At 71.4% G+C, this 17,942-nt stretch carries 20 protein-coding genes; 3 read left to right on the top strand and 17 right to left on the bottom strand.

Annotated elements, in window-relative coordinates; translation table 11 throughout:
• Positions 1-61: 61 nt before the first annotated feature.
• Positions 62-1,420, bottom strand: a complete 1,359-nt coding sequence (locus tag E5N76_RS21180) for a DUF2382 domain-containing protein (protein WP_207792057.1) — start codon at positions 1,418-1,420, stop codon at positions 62-64.
• Positions 1,421-1,586: 166 nt separating this feature from the next.
• On the opposite strand from E5N76_RS21180, the gene E5N76_RS21175 reads away from it, so the two are divergent.
• Positions 1,587-1,952 carry a response regulator gene (locus E5N76_RS21175; protein WP_149539318.1) on the top strand — a complete coding sequence of 122 codons (366 nt, stop codon included), beginning with the start codon at positions 1,587-1,589 and terminating at the stop codon, positions 1,950-1,952.
• A gap of 3 nt (positions 1,953-1,955) precedes the next feature.
• Here the strand turns inward: E5N76_RS21175 and E5N76_RS21170 are convergent, their stop codons facing one another.
• The 8 genes from E5N76_RS21170 to E5N76_RS21140 form a co-directional block, all read right to left on the bottom strand.
• Positions 1,956-3,785 (bottom strand): pectate lyase family protein, encoded by a 1,830-nt coding sequence (locus E5N76_RS21170; RefSeq protein WP_149539317.1) that lies wholly within the window; start codon positions 3,783-3,785, stop codon positions 1,956-1,958.
• 16 nt (positions 3,786-3,801) lie between these two features.
• On the bottom strand, positions 3,802-5,796 hold the full coding sequence (locus E5N76_RS31090) for a phage tail protein (protein ID WP_149539316.1): 1,995 nt from the start codon (positions 5,794-5,796) through the stop codon (positions 3,802-3,804).
• A complete protein-coding gene (locus tag E5N76_RS21160) occupies positions 5,775-6,149 on the bottom strand; it encodes a DUF6950 family protein (RefSeq protein ID WP_149539315.1) in 375 nt (124 codons plus the stop codon). The genes E5N76_RS31090 and E5N76_RS21160 overlap by 22 nt, the downstream gene beginning before the upstream one ends.
• Positions 6,146-6,721 carry a hypothetical protein gene (locus E5N76_RS21155; protein WP_149539314.1) on the bottom strand — a complete coding sequence of 192 codons (576 nt, stop codon included), beginning with the start codon at positions 6,719-6,721 and terminating at the stop codon, positions 6,146-6,148. Before E5N76_RS21155 ends, E5N76_RS21160 begins: the two co-directional genes overlap by 4 nt.
• Entirely contained in the window at positions 6,721-7,407 is a 687-nt protein-coding gene (locus tag E5N76_RS21150; RefSeq protein WP_149539313.1) for a hypothetical protein, read from the bottom strand. The genes E5N76_RS21155 and E5N76_RS21150 overlap by 1 nt, the downstream gene beginning before the upstream one ends.
• A 5-nt stretch (positions 7,408-7,412) precedes the next feature.
• A complete protein-coding gene (locus E5N76_RS21145; RefSeq protein WP_149539312.1) occupies positions 7,413-9,581 on the bottom strand; it encodes a tape measure protein in 2,169 nt (722 codons plus the stop codon).
• Position 9,582: 1 nt separating this feature from the next.
• Positions 9,583-9,732 carry a hypothetical protein gene (locus E5N76_RS29690; RefSeq protein WP_187830308.1) on the bottom strand — a complete coding sequence of 50 codons (150 nt, stop codon included), beginning with the start codon at positions 9,730-9,732 and terminating at the stop codon, positions 9,583-9,585.
• 164 nt (positions 9,733-9,896) lie between these two features.
• Entirely contained in the window at positions 9,897-10,274 is a 378-nt protein-coding gene (locus E5N76_RS21140; RefSeq protein WP_149539311.1) for a hypothetical protein, read from the bottom strand.
• A gap of 269 nt (positions 10,275-10,543) precedes the next feature.
• On the opposite strand from E5N76_RS21140, the gene E5N76_RS21135 reads away from it, so the two are divergent.
• Both E5N76_RS21135 and E5N76_RS21130 read left to right on the top strand, forming a co-directional pair.
• The gene (locus E5N76_RS21135; protein ID WP_149539310.1) at positions 10,544-12,070 is read left to right on the top strand and encodes an ATPase domain-containing protein; all 1,527 of its coding nucleotides are present in this window, start codon (positions 10,544-10,546) and stop codon (positions 12,068-12,070) included.
• Entirely contained in the window at positions 12,051-13,745 is a 1,695-nt protein-coding gene (locus tag E5N76_RS21130; RefSeq protein WP_149539309.1) for an ATP-binding protein, read from the top strand. Before E5N76_RS21135 ends, E5N76_RS21130 begins: the two co-directional genes overlap by 20 nt.
• 15 nt (positions 13,746-13,760) lie before the next feature.
• Here E5N76_RS21130 and E5N76_RS21125 read toward each other — a convergent pair whose 3' ends face one another.
• From E5N76_RS21125 to E5N76_RS21090, 8 genes are all read right to left on the bottom strand, one after another.
• The gene (locus tag E5N76_RS21125) at positions 13,761-14,717 is read right to left on the bottom strand and encodes a phage tail tube protein (RefSeq protein WP_149539308.1); all 957 of its coding nucleotides are present in this window, start codon (positions 14,715-14,717) and stop codon (positions 13,761-13,763) included.
• Between the two features lie 32 nt (positions 14,718-14,749).
• Positions 14,750-15,190, bottom strand: a complete 441-nt coding sequence (locus E5N76_RS21120; protein WP_235907811.1) for a hypothetical protein — start codon at positions 15,188-15,190, stop codon at positions 14,750-14,752.
• Positions 15,191-15,192: 2 nt separating this feature from the next.
• A complete protein-coding gene (locus E5N76_RS21115; protein ID WP_149539306.1) occupies positions 15,193-15,921 on the bottom strand; it encodes a DUF6441 family protein in 729 nt (242 codons plus the stop codon).
• Complete coding sequence (locus E5N76_RS21110) at positions 15,918-16,238, bottom strand: phage holin family protein (protein ID WP_149539305.1); 321 nt, start codon at positions 16,236-16,238, stop codon at positions 15,918-15,920. The genes E5N76_RS21115 and E5N76_RS21110 overlap by 4 nt, the downstream gene beginning before the upstream one ends.
• A gap of 9 nt (positions 16,239-16,247) precedes the next feature.
• Entirely contained in the window at positions 16,248-16,556 is a 309-nt protein-coding gene (locus E5N76_RS21105) for a head-tail joining protein (RefSeq protein WP_149539304.1), read from the bottom strand.
• Between the two features lie 162 nt (positions 16,557-16,718).
• Positions 16,719-17,108: a hypothetical protein gene (locus E5N76_RS21100; protein WP_149539303.1), complete on the bottom strand. Its 390-nt coding sequence runs from the start codon at positions 17,106-17,108 to the stop codon at positions 16,719-16,721.
• A complete protein-coding gene (locus tag E5N76_RS21095; RefSeq protein ID WP_149539379.1) occupies positions 17,108-17,500 on the bottom strand; it encodes a M15 family metallopeptidase in 393 nt (130 codons plus the stop codon). The genes E5N76_RS21100 and E5N76_RS21095 overlap by 1 nt, the downstream gene beginning before the upstream one ends.
• Complete coding sequence (locus E5N76_RS21090) at positions 17,500-17,850, bottom strand: DUF2190 family protein (protein ID WP_149539302.1); 351 nt, start codon at positions 17,848-17,850, stop codon at positions 17,500-17,502. Before E5N76_RS21090 ends, E5N76_RS21095 begins: the two co-directional genes overlap by 1 nt.
• Positions 17,851-17,942 lie beyond the last annotated feature (92 nt).

The raw sequence follows: 17,942 nt of genomic DNA, 5'->3' as shown, positions 1-17,942 counted from the left end.
CACCAGGTCGGCTGTTCAGACAGCCTCCTGATGCTCGCCTCCTGTTTGACCGTCCGAGAGTTCAGTGCTCCGCGGCAACCGTCCGAAGCTGCCGGTTCGCGCCCTTCCGGCCTGCTTGCTCGATCTCGACCTCATCGCGGCGGACCGTATCTCGCACCGTCTCCACCCGCTGCGTGCGCTCGGTGCGGACGACAACTTCCTCGCGCAGCCGCATGCGCTTCCCGACAGTCGGGACCTCCTCGGTCTCGACAACTTCGACCGTAACTTCGGTCAGGATCTCCCCCGTCACCTTGTCGCTGACAGGACGCCGGCGCTCCACAACCACCCTCTCGCGCTGCAGGGTGACCTGCTGCTCCACGGGGGTCTCGACGACGAAGCGATGGATGCGCGCCATGCCGCGGTTCTCGGTGCGCTTGCCGATCTCAAGGACTTCCTCGCCGAGCGGGATAACCTCCTCCATGCCGGAGGGGCCTCGTGCCGGCGTGGCCTGCCGAGGCTGCGACATGTTCTGCATGACACCGATCCAGGGCCACATGAACATGTTGGTCATAGCCGTCGCCTGCGCCTGAGTGCGTCGGCGCGCATCGTCGGAGGCGGCCGTTACCAGGCGAGCGGTCTCGCCCACGGCCTTGGCCGGCATGGCTGCAACATCGGCTATCCGCCGCGCCTCGGCACGGGCGCGCTGCTCGGCGGCGGCGCGCTCACGCTCGGCTGCCTGCGCCTGCTCGACCCGGAGCTCAGCCTGGCGGGCCATGAACTCGGCCTCCTCGCGCTCCTGCCGCAGCCTGGCGCGGCGCTCCTCCGCCTCATCCTGCTTCGCCTGCTCCGCTTCGGCGAAGCCGGCTTCCATCCGCTCGGTCACGTCCTGCACCTGCTCGTCGCTGAGCGCGCGCTGCACGGCGGGCAGCAACTCCTTCTTCTCGTCGCGCGCGTGCTGACGGAAGGCCTTCTGCAGCTCGGTGACCCTCTCGGCGAAGGCCGGGTCATTTTTGGGCATGGCCTCGAGCTCAGTCAGCTTCGCACGGACCTCCTTGTTGTCCCGGATGGCGTCCGCGACCAGGTCGCGGGTCTCCGCGTTCTTGCGGAGGATCGGGAACAGGTGCTGTTCCTCGAGGCTGCTGTGGAGCTCGAGCTCCGCTTTGAGTTCGGCGAACAGCCTTTCCCGGGTTTTCACCGCACCATCCGAGGTGTCGGCCAGCCGCGAGAACAGCTCGATCGCCTTGGCCGGGCCGCTCTGCATCATTGTTCTGAAGTTCACGAATAAATCCTCTTTGCTGCGGCGCAGCGTAGAAGATAATGACAAATAAACCCACCCACGTTCGCGGCATTCCAAAAATTGGGTATCTAGAAATTCTCTGACCGCATCCTGCAACCAAGTCGGAATCTCCGAAACCTGGCCTGCGATCGAGGCGTAGCTCACGAGACCTGCTCGCGTACTCACAACTGCCCGTGATCGGAAGCTTGACAGCAGGGCTGGTTGAGCATGGCAACAAACCGACCCGAACGCGACGGCTTAGCTCTGCGACGCCGCGGGACTCGAAAAGCGTCATCACCGCTGCGGTTCGCACACGAGGACGGTCAGGCGCATGGAAGTCTTGGTAGTAGACGATGAACCGCTGGTCCGCGAATTGATCGCTGAAGAATTGGCTGAGACTGGCCTCTCTGTCGCCGAGGCATCGAGCGCCGAAGTCGCCCTCGCCAGGATCCATGATGATGCGGCGCCGCCGACTGTCATCATCACCGACGTGAATCTTGGCACCGGGATGGACGGCATTGCTCTTGCGGGCGAGGTGCGTCGGCGCTGGCCACGGGTCTGTCTTGTTGTGGTCAGCGGCGACACCAGCAACTTGGAGCGCTTGCCTCCTGGGACCTATGAGCGAACCTACGCGAAACCATTCGATCCACGACGCCTCGCCGCCGAGGTCCAGATCCTCCTCTCCCGCGCAGCCTGACTCTCACGGCACCCTGCGCTTCGTCACCTGCACGGACAGCGTGGCCGGGCCGAGGTCGAAGGTGGCGGTGGGCGAGATGTTCCGCGCCATCACCCGGACTGTGTTGTTGCTCCAGGCGGTCGTGTCGAGCTCGACGAAGCGCGTGGAGGCGGCGAGCGCTGCGTCGGTCAGGTCGCCCTGCCGGCTGCCGGTGACCGTCACGTCGAGCAGGCTGGTGGCGCCCGGCGCCAGCGAGGGCAGGTCCCAGGCGACCTCCGCCGCGAACTCCCGCTGGCCCACTGGCAGGGCGGGCGTGCCGCAGAGCAGCGCCGGCGCGTTCTCCGGCAGGCCGTAGAGCCGCAGCGCCTCGAGCTCGATCGCCCCGTCCAAGCCGACGATGCCGATCTGGGCGACGGCGACCGCGGGCCCGAGCCGCACCGTCATGCGGCGGTTCAGCGAGGAATCCGCCATGGTGGCGCCACCGGTCCAGGCCTTCGAGGGCGCGTTCCACAGCATGGTGCTGAGCGAGGCCAGCACGTCGCCGGCGACGTCCTCGCGCACGGCCATGCCCGCGTCGAAGCAGCGCACGAAGATCCGCCCGCCGTCGGCGCCGCCGACCAGCCAGTGGGCGAGCGCGAACTCCTTCGCCCGGGAGCAGTCCACCACGAAGGCGAAGCCCTTGGTGGCCTCCAGCAGCAGCCCGCGGGCGGTCGGCGTGATTCCGTCCAGGCCGTTGAAGGACAGCTCCGCGAGCGTGGTGGCGCTGGTGGTCGAGGTGGCGACGGCGGCCAGCCCCTCGACGCCGATCTCGGCGGCGCTGTGCCGGAAGGCGGCGGCGCGGAGGTTCGGCACATTGCCGAGCAGCCGCAGGTGGCGCGAGGCCGGGGCGCGGTGGCGGTTGAGGACGGCGTTGCCGCAGCGGGTGGCGGTGGCGGTGTACTCGATGCCGACCGCGTAGGTGTTGCTCCAGGCCACCTCGTACTCGCAGTCCTGCGCCGCGCCGGTGTGCCGCGCCACGATCGGCGAGCAGGCCTCCATGCGCAGCGCCCGGCCGATGACCGCCGAGCCGTTGGTCTCGTTCAGAAAGGGGATGGCGACGTTGGGGTCGAGCTGGCGGAGCTCGAAGTTCGGCGCGTCGAAGACGTGCCGGTTGTGGTTGGTGTAGGCCCCCGGCGCCTGGCCGAGCCGGATCCCGAAGCGGTCGACCGTCGGGTTGATGCCGGTGGCGCAGGCGAAGTGGCCGCCGTAGTAGCGGACCGAGGTGTTCCAGGCCGTCACCGTCGCGCAGTGGACGTCAAGCCCGATCTTGTTGTTGAGGATGCGCCCGAGGTGGAGCGTCGTGTCCTCGAAGCCGCGGCCGTCGCCGAGGGTGCGCAGGCCGATGGTGAAGCCCTCGACCAGGCGGAGGTCGAGCACGCTGGCGTCGAGGTTGCGGGCCAGGATGCCGATGTCGGCCTCGGAGAGCCAATCGGACTGCGTCCGCCGGCGCACCTGCAGGCCGGCGTAGAGCTTCTCCCCGTTCCGCACCGTGCCGCCGTCGCCGAGCGTCAGCACCGTCGCCGGCGCCGTGCCGGTGTATTGGATCATGCCGCGCATGAGCAGGCCGCGCGCGCCGCCGCCGAGGGTGACGCCGGCGGAGACGTTCCAGGTGCCGGGCGGGACCACCGCGAACTTCTGGTCCGCCGCGGCGCGGTCGAAGGCGGCCTGGATGGCCGCGCGGTCGTCGGCGACGCCGTCGCCGAGGCCCCCGAAGTCGCTGGGCAGCACCGCCTCGCGGTCGCGCAGGTACTTGGCGAGGTCGGTCTTGCTGACCGCGGCGTCGAGCACCAGCAGGTCGTCGATGCGGGCGGGCATGGTGCGTGCCTCCGGATCAGAGGGCGGTGGCGGAGACGGGCCCGGCGAGCGCCGAGGCGTTGCCCTCGGCCGAGACGGCGCGCAGCCAGTACCAGCGGGTCTCGCCCGCGCTGAGCCCGGTGCGGTCGTAGAAGAGGCCGGTCGGCTCGGCCGGGAGCTTCGCGGCCGCGGCCAGGCTGTTCGAGGCGGCCTCGAAGATCTGTAGCCGCACCGCATCGGCGGGGAAGCCGCCCGAGAGGCGGATCCCGCCGGTGATGCCGGTGGCCGTCGGCGCGGAGACGGCGGCCGGCACCAGGGCCTCGCGCCAGCCCGACACCGCCCCGCTGCGGGCCACGGCGCGCACCCGGAAGGCGGTCGGCTCGGCGGTGGGGATCGAGGCCGCGGTCGCGCCCTGCCCGGCCCCGTAGCCCTGCCAGGCGGCGACCGAGGCCGGCATGAACTCGACCTCGTAGTTCGCCAGGTGGGCGCTGGCCACGGCCGCCCAGGACACCGCCAGGGCGGCGAAGCTGGTGCCGGTGGGCGTGCCGACCGCGATGCTCGCCGGCGCGGCGATGCGCCCCGGGTTCGGCAGCACCACCGCGGGGCTGTCGCCGGTGGCGCGCTCGTCCACTGCCGGGTTCCAGGCCCACACCGCCGGGTCCTCCTCGGCGAGCGTCAGGTTCACCCCGCCGTCCGGCGACAGCGACCAGCCGGTGACCCGCGCCGGGAAGGGCGCCAGGCGGTCGAGCGCGACCATCGCCGCCTCCCAGGGCCGCAGCCGCAGGGCGGAGAGGTTGGCGGGGAAGGCCACCTCGCGCTGGCGGCGGTTGCGCTCCAGCTCGGCCTTCATGATCCGCTGCACCGTGCTGACCGAGGTGGTGAGCGGGAACTCCATGTCGCGGTAGATCGCCTCGCCCCCGTCCTCGGCGACGTAGTTGCTGGCCAGGAGCGGCGGTGCGTCGGTCGGCTGCCAGTTGGCGGCCGGCTCGACATAGACCGCGCGCACCCCGTTGAAGAGATCGCGCCGGGGCCGGCTGCCCTGGATGGTGACGTCGCCGCGCAGGTCGTCGCTGGTCAGCGTCGCTGCTGGCAGCGCGGGTGCGCCGGCGTGGATGAAGAAGCGCCCGCCCGAGACGACCAGGGCGCCGGCCATGGCCGAGATGAGCTTGCGGGTGATGGCGATCTTGCCCTCGCCGAGCGAGACGCGGCCGTTGCAGGTGTAGCGGCGCTCGTAGACCCCACGACGGGTGCCGACCAACTCGTCGCAGACGTTCGCCGCGGCGATCAGGGCGGGGATGTCGATGTCGGTCCAGGAGGCGCGCCAGCCGAAGGGCGCGGTCAGATACCAGGCGAGGCACAGCGCCGGGTTGTCGCTCCAGCCGGTCGCGCCGGTGCGCGGATCGAGGATGGTGTCGGCGCCCTCGACGATCGCCGCGATGTTGGGCGGGCCGGAGGGAAAGGCCTCGGCGGTGAGCTTCAGCCGGACCGCGATGTAGGCCCGCCCGCGGCCGCGATGCGCTGCGGTCCACTTGCCGCCGGTCTCCGCCACCAGGTTGGCGTTGGCCGCCTGGTCGGGCGCGCCGAGGTGGCGGTCGACCCGGACCAGGCCGGTGAAGGACGCGTCCGTCTCCAGCTTGTCGCCGAGCCAGACCTCGCCGATCGCCCGCACGCTGTGTGCGGCCAAAACCACCACGGCGTAGAAGTACCCGTCCTCCCGCCCCTGGTCGTCGGGGGCGGAGTGCAGGAAGACGATCGGCCCCGAGACCTTGCAGCGGCCGAAGACGATCTGGTGCTCGGTGATGGGCTGGCGGAAGGACTGGGTCCGACCAGCCCCCGGCGCGCTGGCGTCGAAGCCGGTGGTCGCCGGGGTGGTCGGCACGCTCGGCTTCTTGGCCGGGAAGATGGCGCCGCCGACGGCGGAGACGACCAGGGCGGCGCCGGCGCCGACCAGGGCGCCGATGACGCCACCGCCGACCGCGGCCGAGGCGACGCCGGAGGCCACGACGGCGATCAGCGGGACGGCGGCGGGCATCGGCCGATCCTCCAGGCGGTGGTGCAGGTGCTGAGCGGCTGGCGCAGCAGGCCGCGCGGGCCGACGAAGGCAGCCCGGCCACCATCGACGACGACACCGAGGCGCGGCGGATCGCCGGCGAGCACGACATCGCCCGGGCGGGCGAAGGCGGGCGGGAGGCGCGGGAAGCCGGCGCTGTCGGCCGTGGCCTCGAGATCCGGCAGGACGCGGAGCCGCGGCCTGGTGCCGGTGACCGCCTCCACCGCGACCAGGGCGAAGCGGCCGCAATTCCAGCGCCGCGCGTCGAAGGGGCGCGCCTCGGCCGCCGCCAGCAGGGCCGCCAGCCGCGCCGCCCAGTCCGGACGCCGCGTCACCGCGCCGGCAGCTTGATCTCGGCCTCCTGCAGCGCCGGGACGAACTCGAAAAAGCGGTCGCCCGGGTATTCGGCCTGCTGGTCGGCGTCGGTGTAGCGGCGCACCTCGGCGCGCTCGAGGTCCACGAGCCGGCTCTCGCAGGTGAGCGAGACCCGCGGCTCGGCCCCGTCCACCACCTCCATGGTGTCCATCAGCCCGGCCCAGAGCGGAAAGGGATCGGCGACGAAGGCGCCCTGATCGTCCAGCAGCGCCCCCCAGAGCCGAGCCGGTCGGAGGCGGAAGCTGCGCTCGGCCAGGGCGATGTCGACCACCTCCTGCGGCACCGGCGAGAGCACCAGGGTCAGGCGCACAGCACGCAGCTCGACCGTCTCCTCCACCTCGGAGATGGCGCCGATCGAGCCCACCCCCTCGAAGACTATGCTGGCCCAGTGCAGCGGGCCGAGCCCGGTCCAGGCGCGGAAGGCGCCGGAGGCGAAGTCGAGCTCGACCAGCACGACGGGCGCCGCGACCGGCGAGGTGGCGGAGGCGGCCGCGTGCGGCGACAGCCGCGGCGTGCCGTGCGTGTCGGACACTACAGCGCCTCCTCGAGGCGGATCGTGATCGCGGTGAAGCGGCCGGGCCGCGTGGGATTGGCCGCCTCGTCGTCGGACACCAGGCGCATGGCGACGGTGGGCCGGGTGAGCACCAGGGGCTCGGCGATGGAGGCCGCGGCGCGCAGCGGCGGGCCGATCGGGATGGTGGCGGTGCCGGCGCCGGAGGCGGTCACCGCCTCGGTCGCCATGTAGAGCCGGCCGCCGAGGCCGAGGTAGTCGCCGGCCCCGACCGCGACCGCGCCGGGCCACCAGCCCGCGGTCTGGATCGACAGCGCCCCGCGCGGCGCCCCGGCCGCCAGCGCCGGGCTACCACTGCCCACCACCAGGCCGGTGCCGTCGGTGAAGAGCGTGGCGTCCGAGAAGCTGTACGGGCCTGCGGGCACCTGGCCCTGGCTGCGGGGATCGCCGGTGCGGTACTCGCGCCGCCAGTCCCAGATGCGCACCGTGTTCAGCGAGCCGGCGAGCGCCGCCAGCAGCCCCTCCAGCAGGCCGGCGCGGGCTGGGCTCAGCGGGTCGAAGCTCGCCTCCGCCACCCAGCGCGCGCCCTCGCGCCGCATCACCTGGGTGGCGCGGGTGACCGGCGAGACGAAGCGGAGCGTGTTGTGCTGCAGGTAGAAGCTCAGCCGCGAGGGCCGCAGCGCCTCCGGCCAGGCGTATTCGACCATCGCCGCTACCCCCGCACCGTCTCGTAGGCCGACCCACCGCGGCGGATGGCGTCCAGCGTCATCGCCGAGGCCTGGCGGGCGATCTGCCCGGCGAGCAGCCTCAGCCGCGCCTCGACGCCGGCGTCCGCCCCGCGCGCATCGATGTTGATGGTCTGCTGGATGACCGGCCCGCCCGGCGCCACGCCGTTCGGCAGCACGGTGCCGGCCCGGTCGGGCACGAACCACTCGGGGCCGCGCTCGCCGACGATGTAGGGCTGCCCGGCCGCGACCGGCCCGCCGTCGGCGCGGAACAGCCCGCCGAGCCAGGAGCCGATGCCGCTGAACATGCCGTCGAACGAGACGCCGGACAGGGCCGAGGACATCGCGTTGCCGAGCGGCTCGGTGATGGTTCGGCGGGCGATGACCCGCGCGATGTCCTGCAGCAGGCCCTGCATCACCTTCGACAGCTTCTCACCACGCACGATCGCGTCCTCGAAGGCGCTGCTGAAGCTGAGCCCGAGTTCGCGCACGGTGTCCGAGGTCCGCTCGGCGCCGCGCTGCAGCCGTTCCTCCGCCTTCTCCAAATCCTCCATGGCGCGCTCGGCCTCGCGCTGCACAGTGGCGTCCGGCACCGGCCGGCCGATCCGCTCCGACCGCTGCACCAGGTCGGACAGCCGCTCCATCCGGCGCTGGTAGCGCTCGTAGGCGGTCTCGTTGTCCTGGATCAGCCGCTCGCGCTCGCGCAGCAGGTCGTTGAGCTGCCGCTCGGCGTCGCGTGCCTCCCGCGCCCCCTCGGTGCTGGCGCGGCGCGCGGCGGCGATGCGCGGCTCCAGCCGGCGCAGCGCCGCGTCGCGCTCCTGCAGCGCCAGGGTCTCGAGGCGGGTGCGCTCCGCGGCGGTGACGGCGCCGGCCGCCTCTGCCTCGCGGAGCCGCCGGACGCGCTCCTCGTAGTCGCGGTTGATCCGGAAGCGGTCGTCGAGGTCCCGGGTGAGCTCCTGGACGTCCTGCGTGGCGCGGCGCCGGCGGGCGTCGGCCGCGGCCTGGCCGGCGCGCTCCTGCTCCTCGAGGCGGCGGTTGAGCGACTCCCGCTCGGCGGTGTCGATCTCGGCAAGGGTGGCGAAGTAGTCCCGCCGCAGCTCCTCCAGCCGCGCCCGGCTGTCGACGCCGGCCTGCCGCTCGGCGGCGCCGACCAGGCCGGGACGGATGCTGCCGCGGCGGACCGGCGCGCGCAGGCTGTCGCGGCCGTCCTGCTCGCTCTCCAGCCGGCCGATCTGGGCTGACAGCGCCTCGGCCTGGCGGCGGAGGCCGGCGAGGCGCTCCTCCTCGCTGCGCAGGCCGGCACCCTGGCGGACGCTGTCCACCGCGCGCGCCGCGGCCGAGAGCGCGCGGGCCAGCGCGTTGGAGAGGCCGATGGCGCGGTCGAGCTGGCCGAGGAAGTTCTCGGTGGCCGCCGTCAGCTGACCGAAGGCGCGGCCGAGGGAGAGCGGCGCGCGGTCGAGCTCGGCGCCGAGCCGTTCGGTGGCGCGCAGCAGCGCGGGGAAGACGCGCTCCGCGGTGAGCTTGCCCTCGGAGCCCATCTGCCGCAGCTCGCCGATGGAGACGCCGAGTTCCTTGGCCAGCCCCTCGGCCAGCAGCGGCATGGCCTCCAGGATGGAGCGCAGCTCGTCACCCTGCAGCACGCCCGAGGCCAGTGCCTGGGCCAGCTGGAGCGTGGCGGAAGAGATTTCCTGGGTCGAAGCGCCGGAGACGATGGCGACGCGCTGCAGGCCGCCGACCAGGCGGACCACCTGGTCGGAGGTGGCGCCGATCTCGCGGGCGGCGATCGCAAAGCGCTGGAAGGCGTCGACGCTCTCGGAGACGGCGACGCCGGTGGAAAGCGCGTTGCGATAGAGCGCCTCGTAGACCTGGCCGGCCCGCTCGACCGAGCCGGTGGCGTTCTGCAGGCGCGACAGGCCCTGCGTGAGCGCGTCGCCCGCCTGCAGCAGGGCGCGCGCGGCGACCGCGACGCCAGCCACCTGCAGGCCGCGCGTGGCGAAGTCGAGCAGCTCGAGCGAGCGGGAGGCGCGCTCGGCTCCGCCCTTGATCTGGTCCAGCGAGCGCTGGCCGGCCTCGCCGACCTCGCGCAGGCCGGCCTTGACCCGGGCGGCATCGTCCAGCGAGAGGCGGACCGAGACGCGGCGGGTGGCGTCGGCCATGTCAGGTCGTCTCCCCCTCGCGGCGGGCGGTGGCGCCCTCGGTCATGCCGATGCGGATGGCGAGCAGCAACTCGGCGGCAGCCCAGCCCGTGGCACTGAACTCGCGCGCCGCGGCGAGCGCGCCAGCGATGTCGAGCGTCAGACCAGCCATGCTCGCCTCGGCGCAGGCCGTGCCGGCGGACCAGCAAGCGTGGCCCTCAAGGCTGGTGGGGGCGTGCGCGGCGTAGGGGCAGGCGGCGGTGCAATCGCGGCCGAGGGCAGCGCAGCCACGGCAGTACTCGGGCCCGCGGCCAAAGTGCCAGGCGGCGCGGGCCCTCAGCCGTTTCCCTCGGCGGCCACCGCGGCAACCGGCGCCGTCGCACGATCCCAGAAGGCGGCGGCGATATCGTCGAGATCCATCAGCCACTCGACCGCCTCAGGCGATAGCGGCAGCGGCTTGCCGGCGGCATCGCCGACGCCCTCCCAGGCGGTGACGGCGTGGCGGGCGAGCGCCTTGACCAGGAAGGCGAAGGACAGGCCGCGCAACATGTCAGGGTCGAGATCAGGATCCGCAATCCGGATGGCGGCGAGGCGGCGCGCGGCGGCGGCCTGCGCCGCGGCCATCACCGCCGTCGTCACCGGGCGAATTTCGACGCGCACGCCGCGCGGCAGGTCGAGCCAGTACGGCTCGGCCGGGAGGTCGAGGGTGAGCATGCAAGCCTCATGTGAGAGGGTGGGGGTACGAACGGCCGACGCTCGAAAAGATCGGCGCAGCCGGCGCGACTGGAGGACGTTATCTGTCGCGCTACGACTGAGCGCTGCTCCGCGCGTGCCTCAACCTGTGATTGCTTCACCGGAAACCCTGGCCAGCGATAGCGTTTCGAGGTCGGGAAGCCTTTGCGGAAACTCAGGCTGCGGTCGTGCGCGCCCGTTCGGCCGCTCGCGACGGCGTTGACCAATGTTCTTGAGATGAGAGGGAAGGCGTGGGAGAGCCGAGCAAAGACCCAAAGGCGGAGGATGTGGATCCCCCGCGGATCTCCACCGGCAGCGAGGGCCTTGACAACATCCTTGGCGGCGGCCTCGATGCAGACCGGCTTTACCTCTGCGAGGGGCGGCCCGGCACCGGCAAGACGACGCTCGCCCTCCAGTTCCTGCTAGAGGGCGCCCGCCGGGGCGAGACCACGCTCTATATCTCCCTGTCGGAGACGGAACGCGAGCTGCGCCTCGTCGCGAAGCGGCATGGCTGGTCGCTCGACGGCATCGCGGTATTCGAACTCGTGCCGCCGGAAGCCAGTCTCGACCCCAGCCGCGAGCTGACGGTCTTTCACCCCGCCGAGATGGAGCTCAGCGAGACGACGCAGATGGTCTTCGACCGGGTGACCGCCCTGAACCCGTCGCGGATCGTCTTCGACAGCCTCTCCGAGATGCGGCTGCTGGCGCAGAACTCGCTACGCTACCGTCGTCAGATCCTGGCGCTGAAGCACTTCTTCACCAGCCGCGCCTGCACAGTCCTGATGCTCGACGACATGTCGTCACAGGGCGACGACCTCCAGCTGCACTCGATCGCGCATGGAGTCATCCACCTGGAGCAGATCGCCGTGGACTATGGCGGAGAGCGCCGGCGGCTTCGTGTCGTCAAGATGCGCGGCATGCCGTTCCGCGGCGGCTACCACGATTTCACCATCAAGACCGGTGGCATCGAGATCTACCCGCGGCTGGTCGCATCCGAACATCACCGCAGCTTCGACGGCGGTGTGGTGTCGAGCGGCCACGAAGGGCTCGACGCCATGGTCGGCGGTGGCCTCGAGCGGGGGACCAGTGCCCTCCTGCTTGGCGCGGCCGGCGTCGGCAAGTCCTCGCTCGCGCTGAGCTACGCCATCGCTGCCGCGGAGCGTGGCGAGCGCTCGGTCATCTACGCCTTCGACGAGGGGCAGGGCACCATCTCCGCCCGTGCCGCCTCGTTGGGGCTGCAGCTTCAACCCGCAATGGACGCTGGACTCATCCGGATACAGCAGGTCGATCCCGCCGAGCTCTCGCCGGGCGAGTTTACCAGCCTGGTCAGGAACGCCGTCGAGGTGGATGACGCCCGGGTCGTCATCATCGACAGCCTCAACGGCTATCTCAGTGCGATGCCTGACGAGCGCTTCCTCGTCCTGCAGATGCACGAGCTCCTGAGTTACCTGAACCAGTTGGGCGTGCTGTCGATCCTTGTGCTGGCCCAGCACGGTCTGGTCGGGCCGATGCAGACACCGATCGACCTCAGCTATCTCAGCGACTCGGTCCTGATGCTGCGCTACTTCGAATTCGAGGGCACGGTGCGTCGTGCCCTCTCCGTGGTGAAGAAGCGCAGCGGCGGCCACGAGCAGACCATCCGCGAATTTCGACTCAGTCCGCGTGGCTTGGCAATCGGACCGCCATTGAAGGACTTCAGCGGCGTCTTCACCGGCACGCCGCAGTACACAGGCACCAGCTCCCCGCTCCTGGCCGACGATGACTCCGGCGAGAACTAACCCAGGATGGGCCGAGGTCCTCGTTCTCGCGCCAACGGGCCGGGACGGCCCGGCCTCGGCTGAACTGCTGCGCCGTTCGGCCGTATCGGCCCGCATCTGCGCCGATCTGACGGAGCTTGTCGCCGGGCTTGAGGCTGGGGCCGACGCCGCCTTCATCGCCGAGGAGGCGTTGCTCAACCAGCCTATCGAACCCCTGGTAGGCTGGGTTGAGGGACAGCCGCCCTGGTCGGACATGCCGTTTGTGATGTTGACCGGCCGTCGCGAGCATCCCGTGGTCATGGCGTGGCGTGGAAAGCTGGTTGCAGCCCTCAGGAATGTCTCGCTCCTTGAGCGCCCGGTGCAGGCCATCACGCTGACAAGCACCGTCCAGGCCGCGCTGCGCGCGCGACGGAGGCAATACGAGGTCCGTGAGCATCTCGCCGAGCGGGACCGGGCCGCACGCGAGCTTGAGGATCTGGTGGCCGCGCGTACACGCGAGCTGGAGGTGGCAAACCGCGAACTGCAGGCGCAGATGGCCGAGCGTGCGCGCGTGGAGGAATCGCTTCGGCACGCGCAGAAGCTCGAAGCCGTCGGGCAGCTGACCGGCGGCGTGGCGCATGACTTCAACAATCTCTTGATGGTGATTGCCGGTGGTCTCGACATGCTCGATCGCCAGACCGATCCGGTGCGGCGCCAACGTCTTCTGGATGGCATGCGGCAGGCGGCCGGACGCGGTGCGACGCTGACGCGCCAGCTCCTCGCCTTCTCGCGTCGCCAACCGCTTCGGCCCGAGCCCCTTGACCTCGCGCGGCAGGTTGGGGACATGCGCGAGCTGTTGGACCGCAGCCTGCGGGGCGACGTCGACGTGACGCTCGACTTTGCCAGGGACCTATGGCCGGTCGCCGTCGATCCTGGCGAGCTCGAGCTGGCCATCCTGAACCTGTCCGTGAATGCCCGGGACGCGATGCCCGCGGGTGGCACCATCACCATCCGGGCCGAGAACCTTCCTGGCCTGATCGACGATGATCTTCGGGGTGACTTCGTGCGGCTGTCCGTTATCGACTCTGGAACCGGGATGCCACCCGAGGTCGTCTCACGTGCCTTCGAGCCCTTCTTCACGACAAAGGATATCGGCAAGGGTTCCGGCTTGGGCCTTGCCCAGGTGTATGGCTTCGCGAGGCAATCCGGTGGGGGCGTCCGGATTGAGACCGCCGTCGGACGTGGCACGAGGATCGCATTGCTTCTCCAGCGATCGGTTGGCGCGGCACCTGTTGCGAGTAGGCGCTCCGTCGTCGATGCCGGAGTGGAAGGCCATGCCGATGCGCGGAGCGGCCATGTCCTCCTCGTCGAGGATGATGATGAGGTCGCAGCGCTCGTCATCGAGATGCTCGGGCAACTCGGTCTGGAGTCGACGCGGGCGTCAAGCGCGGCGGCGGCGCTGGGCGCCTTGGCAAACGGCCGCGCAGTCGATCTGGTCTTCTCCGATGTGATGATGCCAGGCGGCATGAGCGGTGTGGATCTTGCCCGCGAAGTGAAGCGGCGTCGCCCCGAGCTGCCGATCCTGCTGACGACGGCTCATGTCGAGGCATCCAGGTACGATGCCGAGGCTGAGGGCATTGTCGTGCTCCCGAAGCCGTACCGCTTGGAGGAACTCGCCGCCGCGACACGTAACGCGCTTGGCTTGCAGGGCGAGTGACGCGCGTGCGGCAGTTCACGCGTACTCCGTCCCCGCCTGCTGGTTCTTCAGCACCGCCGTCATCATGCGGGTGACGGTCGCGTTGTAGGCGGCGCGGAACTCGAAGCTCGCCTCGACGCCGCCCGGCCCCTCGATCGGCGTCTTGGCGAGCGCCAGGTAGACCTCGTGCAGCGTGAAGCTGAGGCTACGGCTCGCGTCGATAGTGTAGCTGAAGGCGAACTCCGCCGGCGCGTTGTTCTGCGCCTGGGTCAGCAGCGTGGTGTCGGCGAAGCGCGCGGTGATCTGGCCGGTGGCGCGCGCGATGCCGGGATCGACGCCCTCCACCTTCCGATCGGCGCGGATGGTGCGAACCATCTCCATCCCATTCGCGTAGGTCAGCCGCGCGCCGGTCACCTGCGCCAGCGCCGCGCCGTTGCGGCTGATCGCCCCCTGCGCCTTGTGGAAGGCCGTGTAGGCGGCGCTGGTCGGGGTGCCGCCGGAGCTTGAGGCGCCGCGCGTCGAACCCTGCCCCATCAGCCCGAAGGTCGCGGTGGCGGGGCCGGTCGGCGAGAAATCGATCTCCAGGGTGTCGGCGCGCACGCCAGTGCAGAGATCGTAGTTCGGCACGTCCGGATAGCCGATCTCGATGCTGTTGGACGGCAGCGCGGCCGCGCCGGATCCGAAGCTGTGGATGAAGTTCGGGCTGGTGCCGGTGGTGGTCGGCGGGCCGAGCAACAGGCGCAGCCAGTGGCCGATGTTGATGAGGTCCACCGGCACCACCGCCTGGCCCTGCACGGTGACGGTGTCGAGGAAGGGGGCGGCGGGATCGCGGCTGCTGCCGACGCCGATGACATCGGCATCGAGCAACGGCTGCTCGGCGCCGAGGTCGCAGGACAGGAACGGCAGGCGCAGCCAGTCGCCCGCGGGCGCGGTGCCGTAGGTCGCCTCGGGGATCATGAGCAGACGGCAATTGGCGCCGATGGCACGGGGCATCGGAGATCTCCGGGATCAGCAGGAGGGGAGCGTCAGGCCAGCGGCGAGCCGACGACGGTGAAGAACAGCGTGACGGGGACCGAGGCGGCGCGGGCCGCGGCGGCGCCCTCGACCTCGACATCCTCGAACTCCGGCGCGCCGGGCTGCGCCCACTCCACCGCGCCACTGAGCGTGCGGTCGGCGATGATCGCGACGGCGATGTCCACCAGCAGGGCGTCGAGAAGGATGGTGCGCGCCGCCGGCGTCGCGCCGCCGACGGTGACCTCGACCTCAGCGCGATGCTCGATCGCCCAGGCGAGCGGTGAGAGGATCGCCGTCTCCTCCACCGTCTCGCCGTCGCGGATGACCACCAGGCCGCCCGGTGGCAGGCGCTGCGGCGCGGTCTCGCCGCGCAGGACCAGGGGCGCGGGATTGTGGGTGGCGAGCGCGGTCTGCAGCCGGCTATGCAACGCCGCGATCGCGGCCTCGCGCATGCTCACGGTGCCGTCCTCCCGCTCTCGCGCTCCCAGGCCGCGACGAAGCGCCCCGGCAGCCGGCGCAGCCCGCGCTCGGCGGCGCCCTTCACGTCCAGCCGCTTGGCCAGCTTCACCTGCGGCAGCAGCAGGAACATCGGCACCATCCCGCGGGCGAGCATGCCACGCGCCCAGGCCTCGCGGCCCTTGCGGTTGCCGGTGCCGATTTCGGTGAGGCCGCCGGCGATGAGCCGGGTGCGACGCTGCCGTCCGGTCTGTGTCCCCTGGCGCAGCGGCAGGCACCAGACGAAGCCCCGGCCCGACTGGAACGGCCGGAGGAAACCCTGGCCAGAGGCGACCATCTGCGCCGGCGTCACCCGCAGGCCCTTCTCACCGCGTCCTCGGCGTCCCCGCGCTGCGTTGAAGCCGGTCGGGATGGCGAGATATTTGCGGCCGCCTTTGGCGCGGATCAGTGCGCCGCGCTCGAAGGCGTCGATGACGTTCGGCACCTTGGTCCAGATCAGCCCAGCCGGCCGCAGCGACTGGCCTGAGCGGGGAAACACCAGCGAACGCCAGGCATTGGCGATCCCCCGCGCGTTGCCCCCAAAGCTGCTGGTCACCTGCCGGCGCAACTCGGCCTTCACCTGCTCGGTCTCGGCGCGGATCGCCGTCATCGCCGCGCGCTCGCCTGCGCGCACCTCGGCCGCCAGCAACTGGCGCAGGTCGCCAACGATGCGAGCGGCGAGCCTCACGGCGTGCCACCGCCCGGCGGCAGGCCGGTGCGATGGCGGATGATGGCGACCGCGAGGTCGTGCAGTGCCGCCTGGCCGAGGTAGCCGAACACGAAGGCGAACAGGAACCGGCCGTATTCGTTGAACTCGAGGAAGCCGCCGAGCGCATAGCCGGCGCTGCCGACCAGGGCGGCGGAGGGCACCTCCCAGGCGAGGCACCAGCCGAAGCGCCGACGCTCGGGATTGTTCCAGCGCACGAAGCCACCGGCGAGGCCGGCGGCGGCACCCAGCAGCAGGTCGCGCAGCATCTCCAGCAGGGTGAGGGTGGTCTGCGGCATGGCACGCTCCTATCGCTGGCAGAGCACGCGCCAGGCGGTGCCGGAGGCGTCGCGCTCGGCATGGGTGACGGTGAGCAGGTCGGGCCCGAGGGCGAAGCTGTCGCCGGCGGCGAGGTCGGGCAGGGCGGCGATGGCGACCGAGAGGATGTCGGTGGCCGAGAGGATCTCGGTGCCGAAGGCGTCTCCGACGCGATCGGGCGAGGAGCGCAGGACGCGGACCGGAACTGCCGGGCCGCTGCCGCCCTTTCGGTAGATTGCCTCGGTGCCCAGGTTTGGATCGGCGACCAGCGCCGCCATCGCGTCGGCGAAGGCGTTCATCGCTCGCCCCCGTCGGCGGGGTTGAGCCGCCGCACCGCGGTAAGCCGCCCCGCGCAGTCGGCGTGCGCCGCGTCGTAGGCCAGGAGCAGCTCCGCCACCTGTCCCTGGGTCAGGCGATCCGAAACAGGCAGCGCTGGCGCTTCCGCGCAGACCAGCAGCGCGTCAGGGAGACGGAGCGGCAGCAGCCGGATCTCCGGCGGTGCGGCCGGCGCGCAGGCGCTCGACAGCATCGCGCAGCACAGGGGCAGCGCCCGTCGCGTGGCTCGGGTCACGGCGGAGAGCCTCCAGATTGGCACCAAGGCGCGCCGCCTGGGCGCGGGCGCGCTCGGCCTCGGCGGTGAGCGCGGCGATGTGGCGCGCGTGCTCGGCCGTGGCCTGCGTGAGCGCGGCCGCATTGGCCTCCGCTGTGCGGCTGGCCACAGCGGCCTCAGCACGCGCCGCGTCGCGCTGCGATCGGAGGTGCCAGGCGCTCAGCGCCGTCATGGCGACAGTTGCTGCCAGACCGATCGCCAGCGCATGCCGGCTGAGCAGCGCGAGGATCGCTGCGCCCATCAAGGATACGCCTTGCTGTCGAGCTCGAAATGCGGGCCGTCGCGAAAGGAGGTCCAATCGCCGCCCCAGTCGATCGGCACGCCGAGCTCCCCGGCCGTAGCCTTCATCGCCGCGCCGATCTGCTCATACAGAGGCCAGTCCCAGCGGATCTCGCCCTGCTCCACCGCGCCGTCGCCGTCGTCCAGCCAGTAGGCCAGATCGACGGCGTGGCCGGTAAGGTGCCGGCTGTTCATGGTGCGCGAGGCGCCGATCGCGACGAGGCGGGCCTGGCGCTCGCGCGAGCGCAGCCCCTCCGTCACGATGAAGGGCACCGCCTGGCGGGCCCGTTCGACGACGCGCACCAGATCGCGGTGTACGCCCTCGAGGCGCACGCGGTCGCGCGGCAGCAGCATCACGCCCCCGAGGCCGGCACGCGGGCCAGCATCACCCGGACCGTGGCATCGGCCGCAAGGGCCGCGACCGTGCAGAGGCCGACCTGGTAGTTGCCGGTGGCGGTGGTGGTGATGCGGCGGTTGGTGTTGTCCCAGAACACCCGCGCGCCCTGGCTGATGGCGAGCGAGGGCTCCTTGGCAAGCTCGAACTCGCCGCGGGTTTCGCACTCGACGCTGGCGCTTTGGGCGGCGTCGGACGCCGCCACCCCGAAGAAGGCGCCGACCAGCATGCCCTGGCCGGAGAGGATGCCGCCCGTGTAGGGCACCAGCATCGGGACGGAGCGCGCGTCGGGACGGATGCAGTTGCGCATGGAAGGGTCTCCTGAAACGCCGAAGGCGCCCCACCCCGCCCAGCCAAGCAAATGCTTGGCTGGGGACCCGGGGGACGGGCGCCCTCGACGAA

The organism is Siccirubricoccus phaeus (genome assembly GCF_008360935.1).
Lineage (GTDB): Bacteria > Pseudomonadota > Alphaproteobacteria > Acetobacterales > Acetobacteraceae > Siccirubricoccus > Siccirubricoccus phaeus.
The sequence above is the reverse complement of the archived record's forward strand: the minus strand, read 5'-3'. Positions and strand labels throughout refer to the sequence as shown.